Annotated in this window: 21 protein-coding genes; 14 read left to right on the top strand and 7 right to left on the bottom strand. The window is 66.8% G+C overall.

Annotated features, from left to right (window positions below; translation table 11 throughout):
- Nucleotides 1-55: 55 nt before the first annotated feature.
- The 9 genes from ptsN to FURADRAFT_RS14410 all read left to right on the top strand — a co-directional run bounded on the left by ptsN (nucleotide 56) and on the right by FURADRAFT_RS14410 (nucleotide 8330).
- Entirely contained in the window at nucleotides 56-517 is a 462-nt protein-coding gene (gene ptsN / locus FURADRAFT_RS14455; RefSeq protein ID WP_008954910.1) for a PTS IIA-like nitrogen regulatory protein PtsN, read from the top strand.
- Nucleotides 510-1466 carry an HPr(Ser) kinase/phosphatase gene (gene hprK, locus FURADRAFT_RS14450; RefSeq protein WP_008954909.1) on the top strand — a complete coding sequence of 319 codons (957 nt, stop codon included), beginning with the start codon at nucleotides 510-512 and terminating at the stop codon, nucleotides 1464-1466. The genes ptsN and hprK overlap by 8 nt, the downstream gene beginning before the upstream one ends.
- On the top strand, nucleotides 1447-2289 hold the full coding sequence (gene rapZ, locus FURADRAFT_RS14445) for an RNase adapter RapZ (protein ID WP_008954908.1): 843 nt from the start codon (nucleotides 1447-1449) through the stop codon (nucleotides 2287-2289). Before hprK ends, rapZ begins: the two co-directional genes overlap by 20 nt.
- Nucleotides 2286-2654, top strand: a complete 369-nt coding sequence (locus tag FURADRAFT_RS14440) for a NusG domain II-containing protein (RefSeq protein ID WP_008954907.1) — start codon at nucleotides 2286-2288, stop codon at nucleotides 2652-2654. The genes rapZ and FURADRAFT_RS14440 overlap by 4 nt, the downstream gene beginning before the upstream one ends.
- Nucleotides 2635-3189 (top strand): Gx transporter family protein, encoded by a 555-nt coding sequence (locus tag FURADRAFT_RS14435; RefSeq protein ID WP_008954906.1) that lies wholly within the window; start codon nucleotides 2635-2637, stop codon nucleotides 3187-3189. The genes FURADRAFT_RS14440 and FURADRAFT_RS14435 overlap by 20 nt, the downstream gene beginning before the upstream one ends.
- Nucleotides 3156-3791: a flavin prenyltransferase UbiX gene (locus FURADRAFT_RS14430; RefSeq protein WP_008954905.1), complete on the top strand. Its 636-nt coding sequence runs from the start codon at nucleotides 3156-3158 to the stop codon at nucleotides 3789-3791. Before FURADRAFT_RS14435 ends, FURADRAFT_RS14430 begins: the two co-directional genes overlap by 34 nt.
- Nucleotides 3781-5253, top strand: a complete 1473-nt coding sequence (locus FURADRAFT_RS14425) for a bifunctional ADP-dependent NAD(P)H-hydrate dehydratase/NAD(P)H-hydrate epimerase (protein WP_008954904.1) — start codon at nucleotides 3781-3783, stop codon at nucleotides 5251-5253. Before FURADRAFT_RS14430 ends, FURADRAFT_RS14425 begins: the two co-directional genes overlap by 11 nt.
- A 92-nt stretch (nucleotides 5254-5345) precedes the next feature.
- Nucleotides 5346-6248 carry a DMT family transporter gene (locus tag FURADRAFT_RS14420; RefSeq protein ID WP_008954903.1) on the top strand — a complete coding sequence of 301 codons (903 nt, stop codon included), beginning with the start codon at nucleotides 5346-5348 and terminating at the stop codon, nucleotides 6246-6248.
- Between the two features lie 561 nt (nucleotides 6249-6809).
- The gene (locus FURADRAFT_RS14410; RefSeq protein ID WP_008954902.1) at nucleotides 6810-8330 is read left to right on the top strand and encodes a sensor histidine kinase; all 1521 of its coding nucleotides are present in this window, start codon (nucleotides 6810-6812) and stop codon (nucleotides 8328-8330) included.
- Between the two features lie 90 nt (nucleotides 8331-8420).
- Here the strand turns inward: FURADRAFT_RS14410 and adk are convergent, their stop codons facing one another.
- The 6 genes from adk to FURADRAFT_RS14380 are packed head-to-tail and all read right to left on the bottom strand — an operon-like array spanning nucleotide 8421 to nucleotide 12133.
- Nucleotides 8421-9074 (bottom strand): adenylate kinase, encoded by a 654-nt coding sequence (gene adk / locus FURADRAFT_RS14405; RefSeq protein WP_008954901.1) that lies wholly within the window; start codon nucleotides 9072-9074, stop codon nucleotides 8421-8423.
- Between the two features lie 40 nt (nucleotides 9075-9114).
- Nucleotides 9115-9891, bottom strand: coding sequence for a 3-deoxy-manno-octulosonate cytidylyltransferase (gene kdsB / locus FURADRAFT_RS14400; RefSeq protein WP_008954900.1), 777 nt, complete (start codon nucleotides 9889-9891; stop codon nucleotides 9115-9117).
- Nucleotides 9888-10070 carry a Trm112 family protein gene (locus FURADRAFT_RS14395; RefSeq protein WP_008954899.1) on the bottom strand — a complete coding sequence of 61 codons (183 nt, stop codon included), beginning with the start codon at nucleotides 10068-10070 and terminating at the stop codon, nucleotides 9888-9890. The genes kdsB and FURADRAFT_RS14395 overlap by 4 nt, the downstream gene beginning before the upstream one ends.
- On the bottom strand, nucleotides 10060-11070 hold the full coding sequence (gene lpxK, locus FURADRAFT_RS14390) for a tetraacyldisaccharide 4'-kinase (protein WP_008954898.1): 1011 nt from the start codon (nucleotides 11068-11070) through the stop codon (nucleotides 10060-10062). The genes FURADRAFT_RS14395 and lpxK overlap by 11 nt, the downstream gene beginning before the upstream one ends.
- Complete coding sequence (locus FURADRAFT_RS14385) at nucleotides 11067-11495, bottom strand: ExbD/TolR family protein (RefSeq protein WP_008954897.1); 429 nt, start codon at nucleotides 11493-11495, stop codon at nucleotides 11067-11069. The genes lpxK and FURADRAFT_RS14385 overlap by 4 nt, the downstream gene beginning before the upstream one ends.
- Before the next feature lie 8 nt (nucleotides 11496-11503).
- A complete protein-coding gene (locus FURADRAFT_RS14380) occupies nucleotides 11504-12133 on the bottom strand; it encodes a MotA/TolQ/ExbB proton channel family protein (protein ID WP_008954896.1) in 630 nt (209 codons plus the stop codon).
- A 354-nt stretch (nucleotides 12134-12487) separates the two neighbouring features.
- Between FURADRAFT_RS14380 and xseA the strand changes: the two genes are divergently transcribed.
- Nucleotides 12488-13843: an exodeoxyribonuclease VII large subunit gene (gene xseA / locus FURADRAFT_RS14375; protein WP_008954895.1), complete on the top strand. Its 1356-nt coding sequence runs from the start codon at nucleotides 12488-12490 to the stop codon at nucleotides 13841-13843.
- Nucleotides 13844-14014: 171 nt separating this feature from the next.
- Nucleotides 14015-14473: a DUF4442 domain-containing protein gene (locus tag FURADRAFT_RS14370; RefSeq protein WP_236261596.1), complete on the top strand. Its 459-nt coding sequence runs from the start codon at nucleotides 14015-14017 to the stop codon at nucleotides 14471-14473.
- A gap of 260 nt (nucleotides 14474-14733) precedes the next feature.
- Here FURADRAFT_RS14370 and FURADRAFT_RS14365 read toward each other — a convergent pair whose 3' ends face one another.
- Nucleotides 14734-15030: an ArsR/SmtB family transcription factor gene (locus tag FURADRAFT_RS14365; RefSeq protein ID WP_008954893.1), complete on the bottom strand. Its 297-nt coding sequence runs from the start codon at nucleotides 15028-15030 to the stop codon at nucleotides 14734-14736.
- A 102-nt stretch (nucleotides 15031-15132) separates the two neighbouring features.
- Between FURADRAFT_RS14365 and gpmI the strand changes: the two genes are divergently transcribed.
- From gpmI to FURADRAFT_RS14350, 3 genes are read left to right on the top strand one after another with little or no spacing between them, the layout of a single operon-like run.
- Entirely contained in the window at nucleotides 15133-16653 is a 1521-nt protein-coding gene (gene gpmI / locus FURADRAFT_RS14360; protein ID WP_008954892.1) for a 2,3-bisphosphoglycerate-independent phosphoglycerate mutase, read from the top strand.
- A complete protein-coding gene (locus FURADRAFT_RS14355) occupies nucleotides 16650-17963 on the top strand; it encodes a murein hydrolase activator EnvC family protein (protein WP_008954891.1) in 1314 nt (437 codons plus the stop codon). The genes gpmI and FURADRAFT_RS14355 overlap by 4 nt, the downstream gene beginning before the upstream one ends.
- Nucleotides 17964-17996: 33 nt before the next feature.
- Nucleotides 17997-19415: a S41 family peptidase gene (locus tag FURADRAFT_RS14350; RefSeq protein WP_008954890.1), complete on the top strand. Its 1419-nt coding sequence runs from the start codon at nucleotides 17997-17999 to the stop codon at nucleotides 19413-19415.
- The last annotated feature ends 208 nt before the right edge of the window (nucleotides 19416-19623 follow it).

Raw genomic sequence — 19623 nt, 5'->3', positions numbered from 1 at the left:
GTCACACCAAAGCAACTAGAATCGTCGGGTTTTTGGCAGCTCTCAACAGACCCCTATGAGCCTGATCGGCAAAATCCTAACTCGGGACAACGTCCTGCTCGACCTCGACGTGGCCAGCAAGAAGCGCGTCTTCGAGCAGGTAGGCCTCCTGATCGAGAACACCCGCGGCATCGCGCGCAGTGAAGTGTTCGAGTGCCTGTTCGCCCGCGAGAAGCTCGGCTCCACCGGGCTCGGGCAAGGTGTGGCCATTCCGCACGGCCGCGCCCGTGGTCTGAAAGAGGCGGCCGGCGTACTGATCCGCCTCAAATCGGCGATCCCCTTCGACGCCCCGGACGGCAAGCCGGTACAGATCCTGTTCGTGCTGCTGGTGCCGGAACAGGCCACCGACCTGCACCTGCAGGTGCTGTCGGAACTGGCCCAACTTTTCTCCAGCCGGCCGCTGCGCGAGAAACTGCTCGCTGCCCAGAATGCCGACGAGCTCTACACCCTGCTGACCGAATGGTCTCCCAATGCCTAGCATAAGCGTTCGCAAGCTCTACCACGACAATCAGCACAAACTGAACCTGAGCTGGGTTGCCGGAACCGGCGGAGCCGACAACCTGATCGGCAACGACGAGCAGCGTCCGCTGCTGGCGCTGGTGGGCCACCTCAACTTCATCCACCCCAACCGGGTGCAGGTGCTGGGCCTGGCCGAAGTCGAGTACCTCGACCGCCTGGAACAGTCGGCCGCCAAGACCGCGCTCGACCAGCTGTTCCACAAGAGCATGTCGGTGGTGATGGTGGCCAACGGCCAGCCGGTACCCAAGCTGCTGCGCGACTACTGCCACACCCACAACGTGCCGCTAATGACCACGCCGCTGGAGAGCCCCTACCTGATGGATGTGCTGCGCATCTATCTGGCGCGCGCGCTGGCGGTCTCGACCGTGCTGCACGGGGTATTCCTCGACGTGCTGGAAATCGGTGTGCTGATCATGGGCGATTCGGCCATGGGCAAGAGCGAACTGGCGCTGGAATTGATCTCGCGCGGTCACGGCCTGGTGGCCGACGACGCCGTGGAGCTCTACCGCATCGGGCCGGAAACCCTGGAAGGGCGCTGCCCGCCGCTGTTGCGCGACTTCCTCGAAGTACGCGGCCTGGGCATCCTGAACATCCGCACCATCTTCGGCGAGACCGCGGTGCGGCCGAAGAAGGTGCTCAAGCTGATCATCCACCTGGTCAAGGCCAACGACCAGGCGATGCAGGCGCTCGACCGCCTCAACATCCAGTCGGAGACGCAGGACATCATCGGCGTGATGGTGCGCAAGGTGGTGCTACCGGTCGCCGCCGGCCGCAACCTGGCGGTTCTGGTTGAAGCCGCCGTGCGAAACTATATTCTTCAATTACGCGGTATCGACAGCACCCGCGAGTTCATCGAACGGCATACCAACTTCCTCAGGGAACAAGAGCATGCGCCTGATACTGATTAGCGGCCTGTCCGGCTCGGGCAAATCGGTGGCGTTGCGTGCCCTGGAAGACGCCGGCTACTACTGTGTCGACAACCTCCCGGCCACCATGTTGCGCGAGGCGGTCGCGATCTACGCCACCTACGGCTACGAGCGCATCGCCATCAGCGTCGATACCCGCTCAAGCCCCTCGCTCGGGGCCTTGCCGGTGGAAATGCAGAAACTGCGCGAACGCGGCATCGACGTGCGCCTCTTGTTTCTCGAATCCAAGACCGACACCCTGGTCAAGCGCTTCTCCGAAACCCGCCGCCGCCACCCGCTGTCCGGCTCCGGCCTGACCGTGGAAGAGTGCATCCGCAAGGAGCAGGAACTGCTCGAGAGCATCCGCGAACTGGGGGCGCGTCTCGACACCAGCGAGCTGTCGGCCAACACCTTGCGCAGTTGGGTCAACGACCTAGTCGAGGCCGACGACAACCGTCTGACCATCATCTTCGAGTCGTTCGGTTTCAAGCACGGCGTACCGCTCGACGCCGATTTCGTGTTCGACGTGCGCTGCCTGCCCAACCCCTACTACGACAACACCTTGCGTCCGCTCACCGGGCAGGACGCGCCGATCGCGGCCTACTTCGCCCAATACCCGATGGTGGACGAGCTGCTCGGCGACATCCGCCAGTTCGTCGCCAAGTGGCTGCCGGCGTTTCGCCAGGACAACCGCAGTTACCTGACGGTGGCGATCGGCTGCACCGGCGGGCAGCACCGCTCGGTCTTCATCGCAGAAGCGCTGGCCAGGAGTTTTGCCAACGAGCAGGTCCTGCTGCGCCATCGCCAGCTCTCCCGGGACGCATGAGCCGTCTGATCCGGCCCGGCGACTGGCTGGTCCTGCTTGGCGGAGCCGTGCTGACCGGCTGGCTCGCCTGGCAGCTGTGGGGGCAGGGACAGGCGCGCAACGTGACGATACGCGCCGGAGGACAACGGGTCGCCAGCCTGAGCCTGCTGCACAACCGGCTGGTGCCGGTGCAGGGCCCCCTGGGGGTGACCGTGGTCGAGATCGCGGGCGGCAAGGCGCGCATCAAGCAGGACCCCAGTCCGCGCCAGTACTGCGTGCATCAGGGCTGGCTGTCGCGAGCGGGACAGGTGGCGATCTGCCTGCCCAACGCCACCAGCATCGAACTGACCGGGCCCGATCAGCCTTATGACAGCCTCAACTTCTGACACCCGCTGGCTCTACGCCCAGCCGCACGACCACCGCATTGCGCGGCTCGCCGCGCTAGCCATCGTGCTGGCCGTGGTAGATGCCGGCATCCCCTCGCCGCTGCCCGGCGTCAAGCCGGGGCTGGCCAACATCGTCACGCTGCTGGCGCTGGAGACGCTCGGCTGGCGCGCCGCGGTGTGGGTCAGCCTGCTGCGCATCCTCGGTGCCGGCCTGTTGTTGGGCAGCCTGCTCACCCCCGGCTTCTTTCTCGGCCTCGCCGGCGGCGTCGCCAGCCTGGCCGGACTCGGTCTGACACGGGCCTGGCCGAAGCGCTGGTTCGGCCCGGTCAGCGCCAGCCTGGTGGCAGCGTTCTGCCATATCGGCGGTCAGCTGCTGCTGGCGCGCGCCTGGCTGATCCCGTCCGACAACATCCTGTATTTCGTCCCGGCGTTCGCCCTGGCGGCCCTGCTCAGCGGGCTGGTCAACGGCATCTTCGCCGGCAAGCTTCTGGAAGGATCCTCATGCGCCCCGTCCACACCGTCACCGTCGCCCTGACCGGCGCCTCCGGCCTGCCCTACGGCCTGCGCCTGATCGAGTGCCTGATCCAGGCCGGCAAGCGGGTCTGGGTGCTGTCATCGCAGGCCGCCCAGGTCGTGGCGCGCCAGGAGATGCAGCTCAGCCTGCCGTCGCGCCCGGCCGAACTGCGCGACTGGCTGGCCGGGCGCAGCGGCGCCGCCCCTGGCCAGCTCGAGGCCTTCGGCCGCGAGGAGTGGTTCGCGCCGGTGGCCTCGGGCTCCAACCCGGCCGATGCCATGGTGGTGTGCCCCTGCTCGATGGGCACGCTCGCCGCCATCGCCCACGGCATGTCGGACAACCTGATCGAGCGCGCCGCCGACGTCACCATCAAGGAAGGCCGCCGTCTGATCCTGGTGCCGCGCGAAACGCCGCTGTCGGTCATCCACCTGGAAAACATGCTGAAACTGGCCCGGCTCGGCACGGTGATCCTGCCCCCGGCGCCCGGCTTCTACACCCACCCGCAAAGCGTGGATGACATGGTCGATTTCATCGTGGCGCGGATACTGGATCAACTCGGCGTCGCGCACACGCTGCTGCCGCGCTGGGGAGAACAAGGCGGAGAGCCGGCCGATGCGAACTGACGCGATACTGAGTCTGGCCGCGCTGCGCCAGCTGGAACAGGACGCCGCCCACCACGGTCTCGACCTGATGGCGCAGGCCGCCCGCGCCACCGCCGACTGGGTGGGGGGGCACCAGCCCCCGGGGGCGCGCGTGCTGGTCGCCGCCGGCCCGGGCAACAACGGTGGCGACGCGCTGCAGGCTGCACTGCTGCTGCACCAGCGCGGCTACCACGTCGACCTGCTGCTGCCCGCAACGCCGACCTCCCCCGCCACCCAAGCCGCCTTGCAGGCGCTGCTGGCGGCCGGCCTGCAGCCGCGCCCCACGTTGGCCGAAGACACCCCTCCACCGGCCCTGATCATCGACGGGCTGTTCGGCATCGGCCTCGCGCGCGACTTCGCCGCTCCGTGGCTGGGCACCATCCGCCAGCTCAACGCATTGGCCATTCCGATCCTGGCGCTGGACACCCCTTCTGGCCTCGACCCGTACCGCGGCACCGTCGCCAACGTTGCCATCCGTGCCAGCCACACCCTCACCTTCCTCAGCCACAAGCCGGGGCTTTACATGGCGGCTGGCGCCGACCTGGCAGGGCAGGTCGAGCTGGCGCCGCTGGACTACCCCAGCGAACTCTGCCCCGCTGCAGAGGGCGAGTTGAACCGCCCGCTGGCCCTGCTGCCGGCACGCGCCAACAACAGCCACAAGGGACGCTTCGGCTGCGTGCTGGTGATCGGCGGCGCACATGGCTTGCTCGGCGCCGCCCTGCTCGCCGGACGCGCCGCCTACGCGGGCGGCGCCGGCAAGGTGCATCTGGCGACACTGGATGACCGCTTGGCCGTCGATCCGGCGGCTCCCGAGCTGATGATCCAGGCGCTCGAGCCGAGCACCACGCTGCCCCGTGCCGACACCGTCGCCATCGGCCCCGGGCTGGGGCAAGGCAGCAACGCCCGCCAGTGGCTGGCCAGGTTGCTCGACACCGACGTCCCGCTGCTGCTGGATGCCGATGCACTCAACCTGCTGGCCGGCGACAGTGCGCTGCAACAGGTGCTGAGCCGGCGCCAGGGGGAGACCGTCCTCACCCCCCATCCGGCCGAGGCTGCGCGCCTGCTGGCGTGCAGCACGGCCGAGGTGCAGGCCGACCGGCTCGCTGCCGCCCGCGCGCTGGCGCAGCGCCTCGACAGCGTCGTGGTGCTCAAGGGGGCCGGCAGCCTGATCGTGCGCCCCGACGGCTATTACCGGCTCAACACCAGCGGCGGCCCGGCGCTGGCGGTGGCCGGCCAGGGCGACGTGCTGAGCGGGCTGGTGGCCGCCTTGCTGGCGCAGGGACTGGCCGCGTTCGACGCCGCCGCGCTGGGGGTGCACCTGCACGGCCTGGCGGGCGATGCCTATACCCGCGCCGAGCAAGGCCCGGTCGGCCTGAGCGCCTCGGCCACCGTGCCGCTGCTGTCGCGCATGATCAACCAGGCGCGCACAGGCGTACACGGCTGAGTCGGACGGTCATTGTATCCAGTCTCCAATGATGGCCAGTCCTAAGGTCAGCCGCTACAATCGGGCAACCCCACCCCATCCAGGAGTCCCCTTTGAGTCGCCAAAAGCAAGCCTACGCTTACGGCCTGTCCGCCGTGCTGGCGTGGTCGACCGTGGCCACCGCCTTCAAGATCAGCCTGGCGCACCTCAGCCCGGCGCAGCTGGTACTCTACAGCACCGCGTTCTCGCTGCTGTCGCTGCTGCTCATCCTGTTGTGCCAGGGCCGCCTCGGCGAATTGAAAACCGCCTTCGGCCAACATTGGCGACGCTCGCTGATCCTGGGCGCGATCAACCCCTTCCTCTACTACCTGATCCTGTTCCAGGCTTACTCGCTGCTGCCGGCACAGGAAGCCCAGGCGATCAACTACACCTGGGCGCTGACCATGACGCTGCTGGCGGTGCCGCTGTTGAAACAGCCGCTGAAAGGACGCGATGCGCTGGCGGCGCTGATCTGCTATCTCGGCGTGCTGGTGATCGGCACTCGCGGCGAGCTGCTGACGCTGCATTTTTCCAGTCTGGCCGGGGTCGGCTACGCCCTGCTCTCCACGCTGCTGTGGGCCGGCTACTGGATCTTCAACACGCGCGACCAGCGTGAACCGGTGTTGGGGCTCACGCTCAACTTCCTGCTGGCCTTGCCCCTCATCGTGATCTGGTGCGCGCTCAGCGGCGAACTGCGTCCGGTGGCCTGGCAAGGGATCGCGGGTGCCGCCTACGTCGGCGCGCTCGAGATGGGCTTCACCTTCGTCATGTGGCTCACGGCGATGAAACTGACCAGCAGCACCGCCAAGATCGCCAACCTGATCTTCCTGTCGCCGCTGCTGTCGCTGGTGCTGATCTGGCTGGTGATCGGCGAGCCCATCCTCGGCTCGACCCTGATCGGACTCGGCCTGATCCTCTCCGGCCTGTTGCTGCAGAAGCTGCCGACCAGAAACGCCGCGGCGGCGCACGCCAGCTGAAATGGACCGGGCAGGCTGCCTGGCCCACCCCTCCCGTCACTCCCTTCCCAGCTGCGCCATGGCCACCGTCCCGGTCATAGCGGCCACCTCACCCCTGGCCATGCCGGAGACTGCGTCGTCGAGCCGCACCGTGCGCGGGACCATCCGGCGGCCGCGGGCGCTGAACACCCTCGCCCGATACGGTGCCGTCCTCCGGGCCTCTGGCGGGGCGCTCGAGGACACCGCCACGCGCCTTGTCGGTGCGGCGTCCCGCCTGCGCTCGCGACAGGCGACATCACCCGGCCCGTCGCCGCAACCCGGCAGCCTCCCGGCAGTAGCAGCGAGGATGCCACTCGTGGCCGTGGCCCCTGCCGTCGTCCCCTGCCATTCCAGGGCCCGGGCCGGAACGCCTGACAGCAGCAGCATCAGCCCGGCCAGAAATGTTCTCGTTCTCATGACAAGTCCCTCGCAACACGGTGCCTGAACCAGCAGCGATCGTATTTACCCTACCCGATTTGTGTTTTTTTGCTTTTACATGGTCAACATATAGGATAAAAGACACGGCTAGTGCAGAAAGGGGCTATGCGTACGTTCACAGGAAAACTGGCAATCTGGCTGCTCGGCGGCGCCACCCTGCTGCTCACAGGGCTGGGCGTGGTCTGCAACGATTACAGCCGGCGACAGGATCAAAGCGAGTACATGGCGCTCAGAAAGTCGCTGACCCATCGCCTGGAGCTCACCTTGCCGCATGGCGTCTGGCAGCTCGACGAACCCTACCTGCGGCAGCTGCTCGACGCCGAGCTGGCCTGGTCGGCGGTGGAGGCCATCCGCATCCAGGGCGATGCCGGGCTCAATCTCGGCCGTATCCGCGATGGGCGCGCCGTGCGCGACATGACGCCGGCCGACCAGCCGCCGGCGGACGACCGGCTCAGCTTTGCCATCACCTACCTGAAGCAGGAACAGCTCGCCCAGGCCACGGTCTACCTGAGCCGCGAATCACTGCGGCTCAAGGAGCAGCAACGCCGTCTCGACCTGCTGCTGCAGGTGCTGCTGCTGGACGGGGGGCTGTGGCTTCTGCTGCGCTACGCCCTGCAGCGCCACCTGCGGCAATCTCTGGACCAGCTGCAACAACAGCTGGAGAAGGCGCTAGTCCAGAGCGCACCAGAACCCGCCGCCGACAACACCGGCGCCATCAGCCAGGAGTTCGCCCCCCTTCTCGACAGCGCGCGGCGCCTCGGCGAGCAACGGCGCCTCGACCTCGTCACCCTGCAGCGTGCCGATGCCCGAGCACAGGAAGAGAAGCAGCGTGCCCAACAGGCCTTCCAGCAGCTCGAGCTGGCACAACAGACCCTGGAGGAAAGCGAGAACCTAGCCACGCTGGGGCGGCTTGGGGCCGACGTCGCCCATGAAATCAACACCCCGATCGGGGTCACGCTGAGCACCGCCTCCAGCCTCGCCAACACCACCCATTACCTGACGGAGAGCCTTAACGCCGGGACCATCAAGAAGAGCGAATTCCTGGACTATCTGGCGCATACCGAAGAGAGCTGCCAGCTACTGCTCTCCAGTGCGGAACGCGCGGCGGACCTAGTCCACAGCTTCCGCCAGATCGCGCAGGACCAGACCGGCGAGACGCGGCGCCAATTCCCGCTGACGGCCTACCTGGAAGAAATCGTCCGCAACCTGAAGCCACAGCGCGAGAGCGCCAACCTGGACATCGAACTGCACGGGGAACTCGACGTGCTGATGGACAGCTATCCGGGTGCACTGTTCCAGGTGGTGAGCCAGTTGCTGGAGAATGCCACGCTCCACGCCTTCCAAGCGGGACAACGTGGCCGGATACGGCTGGAGAGCGCCTTGCGGGACGAGCGGCACGTCCGCATCAGCATCAGTGACAGCGGTTGCGGCATCGCTCCGGAAAACCTGGACCGGGTGTTCGAGCCGTTTTTCACCACCCGCGGCGGACAGGAACACCGCGGGCTCGGGCTCTACCTCGCCAACAGCAAGGCACGCCAGCCGCTGGGCGGCACCCTGACGGTGACAAGCCAGCCGGGCCAGGGCTCGGTCTTCACCCTGGACATCCCCTGCCAGGCGCCTTTCTGAGCCAGGGCGTAGCCTGGAGGGCCTGCGCAGCCCCCCAGGCGCAAAAAAAGGACGGCCTGACCGTCCTTTTTCATCGTCTTGCCGTCTCGATCAACCCAAAGCGGCAAACACCTGGTCGCGTACCGCTTCTACCGCCTGGGTGCCGTCGATCTTGACGTATTTCGGCGCCGTAGCGTCGCCAGCAGCAGCCTGTTGCGAGTAGTAGCCAACCAGCACTTCGGTCTGCTCGTGGTAGACCGCCAGACGCTTGAGCACGGTTTCTTCCTTGTCGTCGTCGCGCTGGATCAGCTCTTCGCCGGTGACGTCGTCACGACCTTCCGCCTTGGGCGGGTTGTACTTGACATGGTAGGTGCGGCCGGAAGCCACGTGCACGCGGCGGCCGGACATGCGGTCGACGATCAGCGCGTCCGGCACGTCGATTTCCACCACGTAGTCGATGGCAACGCCGGCTTCCTTCATCGCTTCGGCTTGCGGAATGGTGCGCGGGAAACCATCGAACAGGAAACCGTTGGCGCAGTCGGCTTCGGCGATGCGCTCCTTGACGAGACCGATGATGATGTCGTCACGCACGAGGCCGCCCTCGTCCATGATCTTCTTGGCTTCCAGGCCCAGCGGGGTACCCGCCTTCACCGCGGCGCGCAGCATGTCGCCGGTGGAGATTTGCGGAATGCCGAACTTTTCCTTGATGTAGTTGGCCTGGGTGCCCTTGCCGGCGCCCGGAGCGCCCAACAGAATCATTCTCATGAATTACTCTCCCGTCAAAGTTTGCGTTTCGTCTTTTGTGCTAATCGTTTTTCGAGCGGGCGGCGAACAGAGCACGCACCCGCTCGAGATCATCTGGCGTATCGACTCCGGCTGGCGGCGCGTCGGCGACGGTGGCCACCATGATGGGGTAGCCGTGCCACAGCACGCGCAACTGCTCCAGCGCCTCGAACGTTTCCAGCGGCGCGGGCGTCAGCGAAGTGTAGGTAGAGAGAAAACCCGCCTGGTAGGCGTACATGCCGATGTGCCGCAGAACCGGTAGCTCGGGCGGCAAAACGTTCACATCCTGAGCGAACGCATCTCGGGCATAGGGGATGGGTGCCCGACTAAAATAAAGAGCACGGCCGGTCCGGTCAAGCACCACTTTCACGACGCTGGGATTAAACACGTCGGCAGCACAGTGGATGGGGTGCGCCAGCGTCGCCATCGGCACGCCGGATTCGGCCATCAGGCCGGCCAGGCGGTCGATCAGCGCCGGATCGATCAGCGGTTCGTCGCCCTGCACGTTGACGATGATCTCGTCGGCGGCCAGGCTGAGCGTGGCGGCGACCTCGGCCAGGCGGTCGGTGCCGCTGGCATGGTCTGCCCGGGTCATCACCGCGCGTACACCGTGCTCGGCACAGGCGGCGACGATGTCGGGATGATCGGTGGCGACGATCACCGCGCGCGCGGCCGACCTGGCAGCCTGCTCGGCCACCCGCACCACCATCGGCTTGCCGGCGATGTCGGCCAGCGGCTTGCCGGGCAGCCGGCTCGACGCCATGCGTGCCGGAACCACCACGGTGAAGCCGCGGTTCATTCCACCTCTTCCTCGGCCGGCAGCTCGCGCGCCTCGCTCTCCAGCATCATCGGGATGCCGTCGCGGATGGGAAACGCCAGCCGGTCGCCCTTGCACACCAGCTCCTGTTCGGCCTTGCGGTACACCAGCGGGCCCTTGCACAGCGGGCACACCAGAATGTCGAGAAATTTAGCGTCCATGTCGTATCTTCAATCGGGCAAGAATCCAGTCGGCTAGGTCCGGGGCGAGCCGCGCCCGGACCGGCAGGACCCATAGTCTAGCACGATTGACGCAGTGCAACTTGACGGCGTCCTTGGCCGTCACCAGTACTGCATCGGCATCGGCCGGAATGTCCTGCGGCTGGAAAGCGTGGTGGTCGGGAAAAGCGAGCCGCCGGCCGGGATCGAGGCCCAGTTGTTCGAGGGTGCGGAAAAAGCGTTCGGGATGGCCGATGCCGGCGAGCGCCACCAGCCGTTCGCCGGCGAAATCGGCGGCACGGCGCGTCCGCCCCGGCTCGGCCAGCGAGACGAAGGCGCCCGGCTCCAGCGTCATGGCAAAGCGCGGCACCGCGGCGGGCAGCCAGCGCGCCTCACCAGCCAACGCGCCGTTGAGCACGATCGCGTCGACCGAACGCAGCCGCCCGGCCGCCTCGCGCAGTGGCCCGTTGGGCAGCAGGCGGCCGTTGCCGATGCCGCGTGCGCCATCCAGCACCACCAGTTCCAGGTCGCGCCCCAGCCGGTAATGCTGCAGGCCGTCGTCGCTGAGAATCAGCTGCACCTCGGGATGGCGGTCGAGCAACAGGCGCCCCGCCGCGACGCGGTCACGCCCGACCACCACCGGGGCGCCCCCGGCGGCCATCAGCAGCGGCTCATCGCCGACCTCGGCCGCCGTGGAGTGGAGCCCGACTTCGGTTGGAGCCTCGTGCTGGCCGCCATAGCCGCGGCTGATCACCCCGACCGCCACGCCACGCACCCGGAACGCCTCGATCAGCGCCAGCGTCAGTGGCGTCTTGCCCACCCCGCCGACGTTGATGTTGCCGATCACGACGACCGGGACGGGCAGGCGCTCGCAGCGGAACACGCCGCGACGGTAGAGGGTGCGACGCAGCGTCGACACGGCGGCGAACAGCCCCTCCAGCGGGGCGAGCAGCACGGTCAGCCAGGCGCGGGGATGGTACCAGTGGCGCTCGATCGCCTTCACGGCCGAGCGTCGGAAGGGAGTTGCGTAGCGAAGGTCAGTTGGGTCAGCCCGGCCAGCCGCGCCGCCTCCATCACCCCCACCACCGACTGGTGGCTGGCCTTGGCGTCGGCGTTGATCACCACCACCACGGCGTGCTTGCCGGCGGCCAGGTCCTTCAGGCGCGCCACCAGACCGTCGCGATCGCCGGCCGGCAGCTTGACCTCGCCCACCATCATGTCGCCGGCGGGCGACACCGCCACGTCGATCTCGTTGCTCTTTTCCGCCTGTGCCGCGCCCTGCGCCGCCGGCAGGTTGATCTTCAGCTCGGAATAGCGCGAATAGGTGGTGGTGACCATCAGGAAGATCAGGATCACCAGCAGCAGGTCGATCAGAGGGATGAAGTTGATTTCCGGTTCTTCCCGGTGCCGGCCACGTCGAAAGTTCATGCCGCGCCTCAGTGGTTGCCGTTGCCGTTCTTGCGCTCGCCATGCAGCACTTCCACCAGCTTCACCGCCTGCGACTCCATGTCGACCAGCAGGGCGTCGACCTGGGCGCGGAAATGGCGGTAGAACATCATGCTGGGGATCGCCACGATCAGGCCGAACGCGGTGTTGTAGAGCGCCACGGAAATGCCGTGCGCCAGTTCGGTAGGGTTGGTGCCGGACGGTGCCTGCGAACCGAAGATCTCGATCATGCCGATCACCGTGCCCAGCAGCCCCAGCAGCGGCGCCATGGCGGCGATGGTGCCGAGCGTGGTGAGGTAACGTTCCAGTTGGTGCGCCACCAAGCGGCCCTCGTCCTCGATCGACTCTTTCATGACCTCGCGGCTGGCATCGGCGTTGCGCAGCCCGGCGGCGAACAGCCGCCCCAGCGGCGAATGCTGGCCCAGCAACTGCAGCAGTTCCTGCGTTGCGCCGGCGCGGCGATATTCCTGCAAGGTCTGCCCCAGCAGCCCCTGCGGCGCCACCAGCGACTGACGCAAGCTGAAAAAACGCTCGAAAATGATGGTCAGCGAGATGACGGAGGCGACGATAATGGCCCAGATGGGCCAGCCTGCCGCTTCGATGATGGACCCCACAGGCATTCTCCAAGACGTATCACAAACGGTAGACTGTAGCCGGTTTGCCCGGGGTTCGGCAACCGCTCGGCGGCAGCTGCCATGCGGCTGCAAGAGAGATGGCTAAACCATGAATTTATAAGGGGAATTCCGGATCATCCACAAAAGCTGTGGATAAAATTGTGGACAAGCCTGGGAAAAATACCCGGAAGGATTGCCAGACAAGGCTCCCCACGTTCTCGCCCACACATTGAGCACAACGACTAAGCCGTTGATTACATTGAATACGCACTACGCACAATGCGGCACGACCCGTCGTCTTGCCCGCTGGGCCCGACACCGCGACGCGGGACTTTTTTTGCTGTGGATGACTTGACAACCATGATTTTCGACCAAACCCATAACGACGTCATCAGCGTCTCGGCACTCAACCGCATGGCGCGCGACCTGCTGGAAAGTGGTCTGCCGGCGCTATGGATCGGCGGCGAGATTTCCAACCTGACGCTGGCCGCCTCGGGTCACGCCTACTTTCTGTTGAAAGACGGCAGCGCGCAGATCCGCTGCGTGATGTTCCGCCACAAGCTGGCCGGACTCGGCTTCCGCCCCGGCGAGGGCATGCAGGTCGAGCTCAAGGGCCTGGTGACGCTGTACGAGGCGCGCGGCGAATACCAGATCAACGTCGACAGCATGCGCTCGGCCGGCCTCGGCCGCCTGTTTGAGGCCTACGAGAAACTGAAGCAGAAGCTGACTGCGGAAGGCCTGTTCGACGCCGCCCGCAAGCGGCCGATCCCGGCGCACCCGGCCGCCATCGGCATCGTCACCTCGCCGGCCGCGGCCGCGCTGCGCGACGTGGTGACCACGCTGCGCCGGCGCATGCCGAGCATCCCAGTCATCCTCTACCCGTCCCAGGTGCAGGGCCAGGGCTCGGCCGAGCAACTGGCCGCCGCGATCCAGCGGGCCGGCGAGCGGCGCGAGGTGGACGTGCTGATCGTCTGCCGCGGCGGCGGCAGCATCGAGGACCTGTGGTCGTTCAACGAGGAAGGGGTGGCGCGTGCCATCGCCGCCTGCCCGATCCCGGTGGTCAGCGGCGTCGGCCATGAAACCGACTTCACCATCAGCGACTTCGTCGCCGACCGCCGCGCGCCGACCCCGACCGCGGCCGCCGAGCTGGTCTCGCCCAGCCGCGAACACCTGCAGGGCCAGGTCGAACTGGCGCGGCGCCACCTGGCGCGGGCGCTCGGCCGGCTGCTCACCGACAAGGCGCAGCGGCTCGACTTCCTGTCGCGCCGGCTCAAGCACCCCGGCGAGCACCTGCGCCGTCAGCGCGAATCGCTAAGGTTGGCCGAAGACCGGCTGCGGCGGCACGTGCAGGGACTGCTCGAGCAACGCCGCTGGCGCCTGCAGTTGGCCGAGAGCCGGCTTCGACGTCACCGTCCGGACCTGGCGCAGCACGTCCAGCAACTCGACCGCCTGAGCGAAGCGCTGCACCGCGCCGGCGACGGCTGGGTGGGCAGGCATCGGCTGACGCTGGTGCGACTGGCCGGCACGCTGGAGGCGATGAACCCGCAGGCGGTGCTGGAGCGGGGCTACGCCATCGTGCAGAAGGCCGACGGGCGCGCCGTGCGCTCGCCGCTGGAGCTGCTCAACCACGAGCGCGTGACGCTGCAGTTGGCCGAAGGTCGCACCGAAGCCATCATCGACCACCCCGCCGGCGCCCAGCCGGAACTGCCGTTCTGAGCACCGGCGCCGGGTCTTGCTGCATGCCCCGGCGCCGGGAGCAAACACGCCACGTACGGCTCTCTCCCCGCCGCTGGCGGCGCGCGACAAAGCCTGGACAGGATCGGAACTTGACAGAGAGGCCACGGGGAGAGGAGCATGCCGTCGTTCAAACAAACGTTTGAGATCGACATGACCCCCTCCCCCCGCCTGGTCAAGACCCTCATCAACCTGTGGCCGCCGTTTCTCGGCGCCGGTATCCGCGTCAGCCGCATCGCCACCGACTGGCGCGAAGTCGACGTCAGCCTGCGCCTCGGGCTCACCAACCGCAACTACGTCGGCGTGCACTTCGGCGGCAGCCTGTACGCCATGACCGACCCGTTCTTCATGCTGATGCTGATGAACTGCCTCGGGCGCGATTACTACGTGTGGGACCGTGCCGGCCGCATCGACTACCTCAAGCCGGGGCGCGGGCGGGTCAACGCGCGCTTCCGCCTGGACGAAACCCAACTGGCCGAGATCCGCCATCACACCGCCGGCGGCGAGAAATACCTGCCCGAAATGACGGTGGACGTCGTCGATCACGCCGGCGAGGTCGTGGCCCGGGTACACAAGACGCTGTACGTCAGGCGTAAAAAAGACCGTCGCTGACGGTCTCAGACTGCAAACTAAAGCACTCTGACAGGTTGCTACAGGCCCCGGCCGAGCCGGGCCTCTACACCCCAGGGGTTGATTCCGCAGCCTGCCCATCTATTCCCGATCCTTCGCTGAGCCCATCTCTGCGTTCAAATCGCTGATTTGCTCAGCGATGGATTGGCACGCAGTCCGCCCTTGCCCGGCAAGGGCGCCTCGCTACGCTCGAGATGAGACCGGCGCCGGGGCAGGAGAATCGGCGGTGCTGGCTGCGGACCTCAGTCGCCGAAGCCGCCGAACACCTCGCGCATCCGGCTCAGCACCTCCAGCGTTCGCAGGTCGCCGACACGGTAGTACACCCGGTTGGCGTCCTTGCGCGTGCGCAGCACCCCCTTGTCACGCATGATGGCCAGGTGCTGCGAGATATTGCTCTGCGAGGTGCCGACCCGGTCGACAATGTCCTGCACGCTGATTTCGCCGTCACCCAGCACGGCGATGATCTTGAGGCGCAGCGGATGCGACATGGCCTTCATCGCGCGCGAGGTCTGTTCGATCTGGTTGTCGTTGAACAGCAAGGGGATCTCCGTGAATCTGTTATCAGTCTGATTGCGTTACAATACTACCCAAGCTGTTCAAACCCCATCAAGAATCCCTAATATTCTGGATCGCGCGCCCACATGAACGCACTCAAACCGGTACTCCTCCTGATCATGGACGGCTTCGGCCATCGCCTGGACGGCGACGACAACGCCATCCTGCACGCCCACACCCCGACCTGGGACGCCCTGCGCCAGCAGTACGCCTATGGCACCATCGACGCCTCCGAAGGCTTCGTCGGCCTGCCCGGCGGCCAGTTCGGCAACTCCGAAGTCGGCCACCTGAACATCGGTGCCGGACGCGTGGTGCAGCAGGATATCAGCCGCATCGACTGCGACATCGAGGATGGCCGCTTTGACAGCAACCCGGTCCTGACCGACGCCTTCGCCCACGCCAAGGGCAGCGCGCTGCACGTGCTGGGCCTGCTCTCCGACGGCGGCGTGCACGCCCACGAAAACCATATCCACGCCCTGATCCGGGCCGCCCACGCCGCCGGCGTGGCGCACATTTACGTGCACGCCTTCCTCGACGGCCGCGACACGCCGCCGAAGAGCGCCGAAACCTACCTCAAGCGCCTCGACGCCGTACTGGCCGAATGCCCCGGCGCGCGCCTGGTGTCGGTCACTGGCCGCTACTGGGCGATGGACCGCGACAAGCGCTGGGAGCGCGTCGAGCCGGCCTACCGTCTGCTGGTGGACGGTGAAGGCCTGCACCACGCCGACAGCGGCCTCGCCGCGCTCGCCGCCGCCTACGCCCGTGGCGAGAACGACGAATTCGTCGCCGCCACCGCGATCGGCGACAAAACCGTGATGCAGGACGGCGACGTGGTGCTGTTCATGAACTACCGTGCCGACCGCGCCCGCCAGCTCACCACCGCGCTGACCGACCCGTCCTTCGACGGCTTTGCCGCGCGCCAGCCCAAGCTCGGCTACTTCGCCACGCTGACCTCCTACGGCGAGGCCTATGCCAACCCGGTCGCCTACGCCCCGCAAAAGATTCGCAACGGCCTGGGCGAGTACCTGGCCGGCCTCGGTCTGAAGCAGCTGCGCATCGCCGAGACCGAGAAGTACCCGCATGTCACCTACTTCTTCAACGGCGGCGAAGAACAGGTCTACCCCGGTGAAGACCGCATCCTGGTGCCCTCGCCCAAGGTCGCCACCTACGACCTGCAGCCGGAAATGAACGCACCGGAAGTCACCGACAAGATCGTCGAGGCGATCCGCTCCGGCCAGTACCACGCCATCATCTGCAACTACGCCAACTGCGACATGGTCGGCCACACCGGCAATTTCGCCGCCGCGGTCAAGGCGGTGGAGGCGCTGGACGTGTGCATGGCGCGCTGCGTCGAGGCGATGCGCACGGCCGGCGGCGAAGTCTTGATCACCGCCGACCACGGCAACTGCGAGAGCATGTTCGACAACATGCACGACCAGCCGCATACCCAGCACACCACCAACCCGGTGCCCTTCCTCTACATCGGCCGCCCCGCCCGCATCCGCGCCGGCGGCGCGCTGAAGGACATCGCACCGTCGCTGCTGGCGATGATGGGCCTGGGCAAACCCGCCGAAATGAGCGGCGAATCGCTGATCGACTTCCAGTGAAACCGTTCCTGTTGCTCTCCCTGCTGGCAGGGGCCGCGCTGGCGGCCCCTGCCGCCGCGCCCCTGTCCGTCGCCCCGCACCAGCAAGACCTGCAGCAGGTCCGCCAGGAAATCGACAGCCTCAAGAAGGACATCGCCCAGAAACAGGCGGTGAAGCAGGAGGCGCAGAGCGCCATCCAGGCCAGCGAGCAGGCGCTGCAGCAGACCAGCAAGTCGCTGGCCACCCTGGAACAGAAGCAAAGCAGCTCGGCACAGCAACTGGCCGAACTGCGCGCCCAGATCGAAGCGTCGCAGAACCAGCTGAAAGGCGTACGCAAACGGGTGGCCCACGTGCTGAGCCGCCAGTACCAAGCCAGCCGCCACGACGCCATGCGCCTGATGCTCAACGCCGGCGACCCCAACCAGACCTCGCGCGACCTCACCTACTACACCTATATCGCCCGCGCCCAGCAGCAGCTGGTCGGCGACCTGATCGCCCGGCAGGGCGACCTGGAGGCGATGTCGTTCCAGCTGGAGCAGGAGCTGACCCGCATCAACAGCCTGTCGAGCCAGAAAGCACAGGAAAAGGGCCGCATCGAGCAAAACCGCGAGGCGCACCAGCAGAAGCTGGCGGCACTGGCCAGCGAAATCCGCGAGCGCCAGGGCAAGCTGGTGAAGCTGCAGGAAGACCAGCAGCGCCTGAGCAGCCTGATCGAGCAGATCAACCGCGAAATCGAGCGCCGCCGCCGCGAACAGGCGCGCAAGTTGGCCGAAGCCCGCCAGGCGCAGCAGGAAAAAGCCCGCAAGGCAGCCGAACGGCAGCGCCAGCTCGCCGCCGAAGCACGACGCCACGGCAAGCCAGCGCCCAAGGAAGCGGCCAAGCCGGTGAAACCGGAGCCGGAACCCGCGGTCGAAGCGATAGCCGACACCAGCAGCGCCGGCAAGGCCTTCAGGAGCCTGCAGGGTCGCATGCGCCTGCCAGTCTCCGGCAGCATCGCCGGTCGCTTCGGCACCCGGCGCGCCGAGGGCACCACCTGGAAGGGGCTGTTCATCAGCGCCTCGCCGGGCCAGCCGGTGCGCGTCGTCGCCGACGGCCAGGTCGTCTACGCCGACTCGCTGCGCGGCTTCGGCAACGCCGTGATCGTCGACCACGGCGGCAACTACCTCACCGTCTACACCGGGCTGTCCGCCATGAGCCGCAGCAGCGGCGAACGCGTGAAGGCCGGTGAGCAGCTCGGCAGCACCGGCACACTGGACAGCGGCGAGGCGGGGCTGTACTTTGAAATCCGCTACATGGGTCGCCCGGTCAACCCGCAAAGCTGGGCACCTTAACGGGAATACACAGACACTATGACGAGTCCACGCATGAAGAAACTGGCCCTGCTTACCGCCGGGGCACTGGCAGGCGGCGCCTTGACCTTGAGCCTGCAGGCGTTTGCCGACAAGGAGGCCAGCTCGCCGCTGCCGCTCAACGAGCTGCGCACCTTCGCCGAAGTATTCGGCCGCATCAAGCAGGACTACGTCGAGCCGGTGGAAGACAAGAAGCTGATCAACGAGGCGATCAAGGGCATGCTGACCGGCCTCGATCCGCACTCCGACTACCTCGACCCCGAGGCCTTCAAGGAAATGCGCGAAGGCACCCAGGGCGAATTCGGCGGTCTCGGCATCGAGATCGGCGCCGAAGACGGCCTGGTCAAGGTCATCGCCCCGATCGAGGACACCCCGGCGCAGAAGGCCGGCGTCAAGAGCGGCGACCTCATCATCAAGATCGACGACACCCCGGTGCGCGGCCTGAGCCTCAACGACGCCGTCAAGCGCATGCGCGGCAAGCCCGGCACCAAGGTCACCCTGACCATCGCCCGCAAGAGCGAGACCAAGCCGCGCGTGGTCACCCTGGTGCGCGCGGTGATCAAGACCAAGAGCGTGAAATTCAAGCTGCTGGAACAGGATTACGGCTACGTGCGCGTCACCCAGTTCCAGGAACACACGGTGGAAAACCTGGCCCAGGCCCTGCAGACACTGTACAAAGACAACAAGACCCCGCTCAAGGGGGTAATCCTCGACCTGCGCGACGACCCGGGCGGCCTGCTCAACGGCGCCGTCGGCGTCTCCGCCGCCTTCCTGCCCAAGGATGCCCTGGTGGTGTACACCGAAGGCCGCGCCGAAGACTCCAAGATGCGCCTGACCGCCAAGGTGCAGAACTACGCCCGCGGCGCTGCCGACCCGCTGGCCAAGCTGCCGGCCGGCATCAAGAACATCCCGATGGTGGTGCTGGTCAACGGCGGTTCGGCCTCGGCCTCGGAAATCGTCGCCGGCGCGCTGCAGGACCACAAGCGCGCCGTCGTGGTCGGCACCCAGACCTTCGGCAAGGGCTCGGTACAGTCGGTGCTGCCACTGGGCAACGCAGGTGGCATCAAGCTCACCACCGCGCGCTACTTCACGCCGAACGGCCGCTCGATCCAGGCCAAGGGCATCGAACCCGACGTGGTGGTGGAAGACGGCACGCTCAACGCGAACGATCAGCAACCGTTGCGCGTGCGCGAGGCCGACCTGGAAAACCACCTGGCCAACCCCAACGGTGACGACAAGGCCCCGGCCAAGCCGGTGCTCAAGCGCCCGACGATCAAGCCGGCCGCACCGGCGCAGCCCGCGCCGGACAATGGCAAGGACGCGCCCGACGAATCGTCCTCGCGTGAGCCGAACCCAAAAGCCGATTACCAGTTGGGCCAGGCCTTGAATATCCTCAAGGTGCAGCAAATACTGATCAATAAAAAGGGAAGCTAGGACCGTGTGGCCCCGGCGGGCAAGGCCTCCTGAGCCAGGGAGCCTTGCCATGCCAGCAGAAGCATCGTCCAAGTACCATCCCCTGCCCCGACCACGCCAGGAAGACGCCGGGCGTGCCGCCGCCTTACCGCTGCCGCACCCCGGTATCCACATACCCTTCCGGTCTGCGCCACGGCAGCCGATCATCCGCACCGCATCAGCCGAGGCC

The sequence above is a fragment of the Pseudogulbenkiania ferrooxidans 2002 genome (assembly GCF_000174355.1).
GTDB lineage: Bacteria > Pseudomonadota > Gammaproteobacteria > Burkholderiales > Chromobacteriaceae > Pseudogulbenkiania > Pseudogulbenkiania ferrooxidans.
This window is presented reverse-complemented; position numbering and strand designations above follow the sequence as displayed.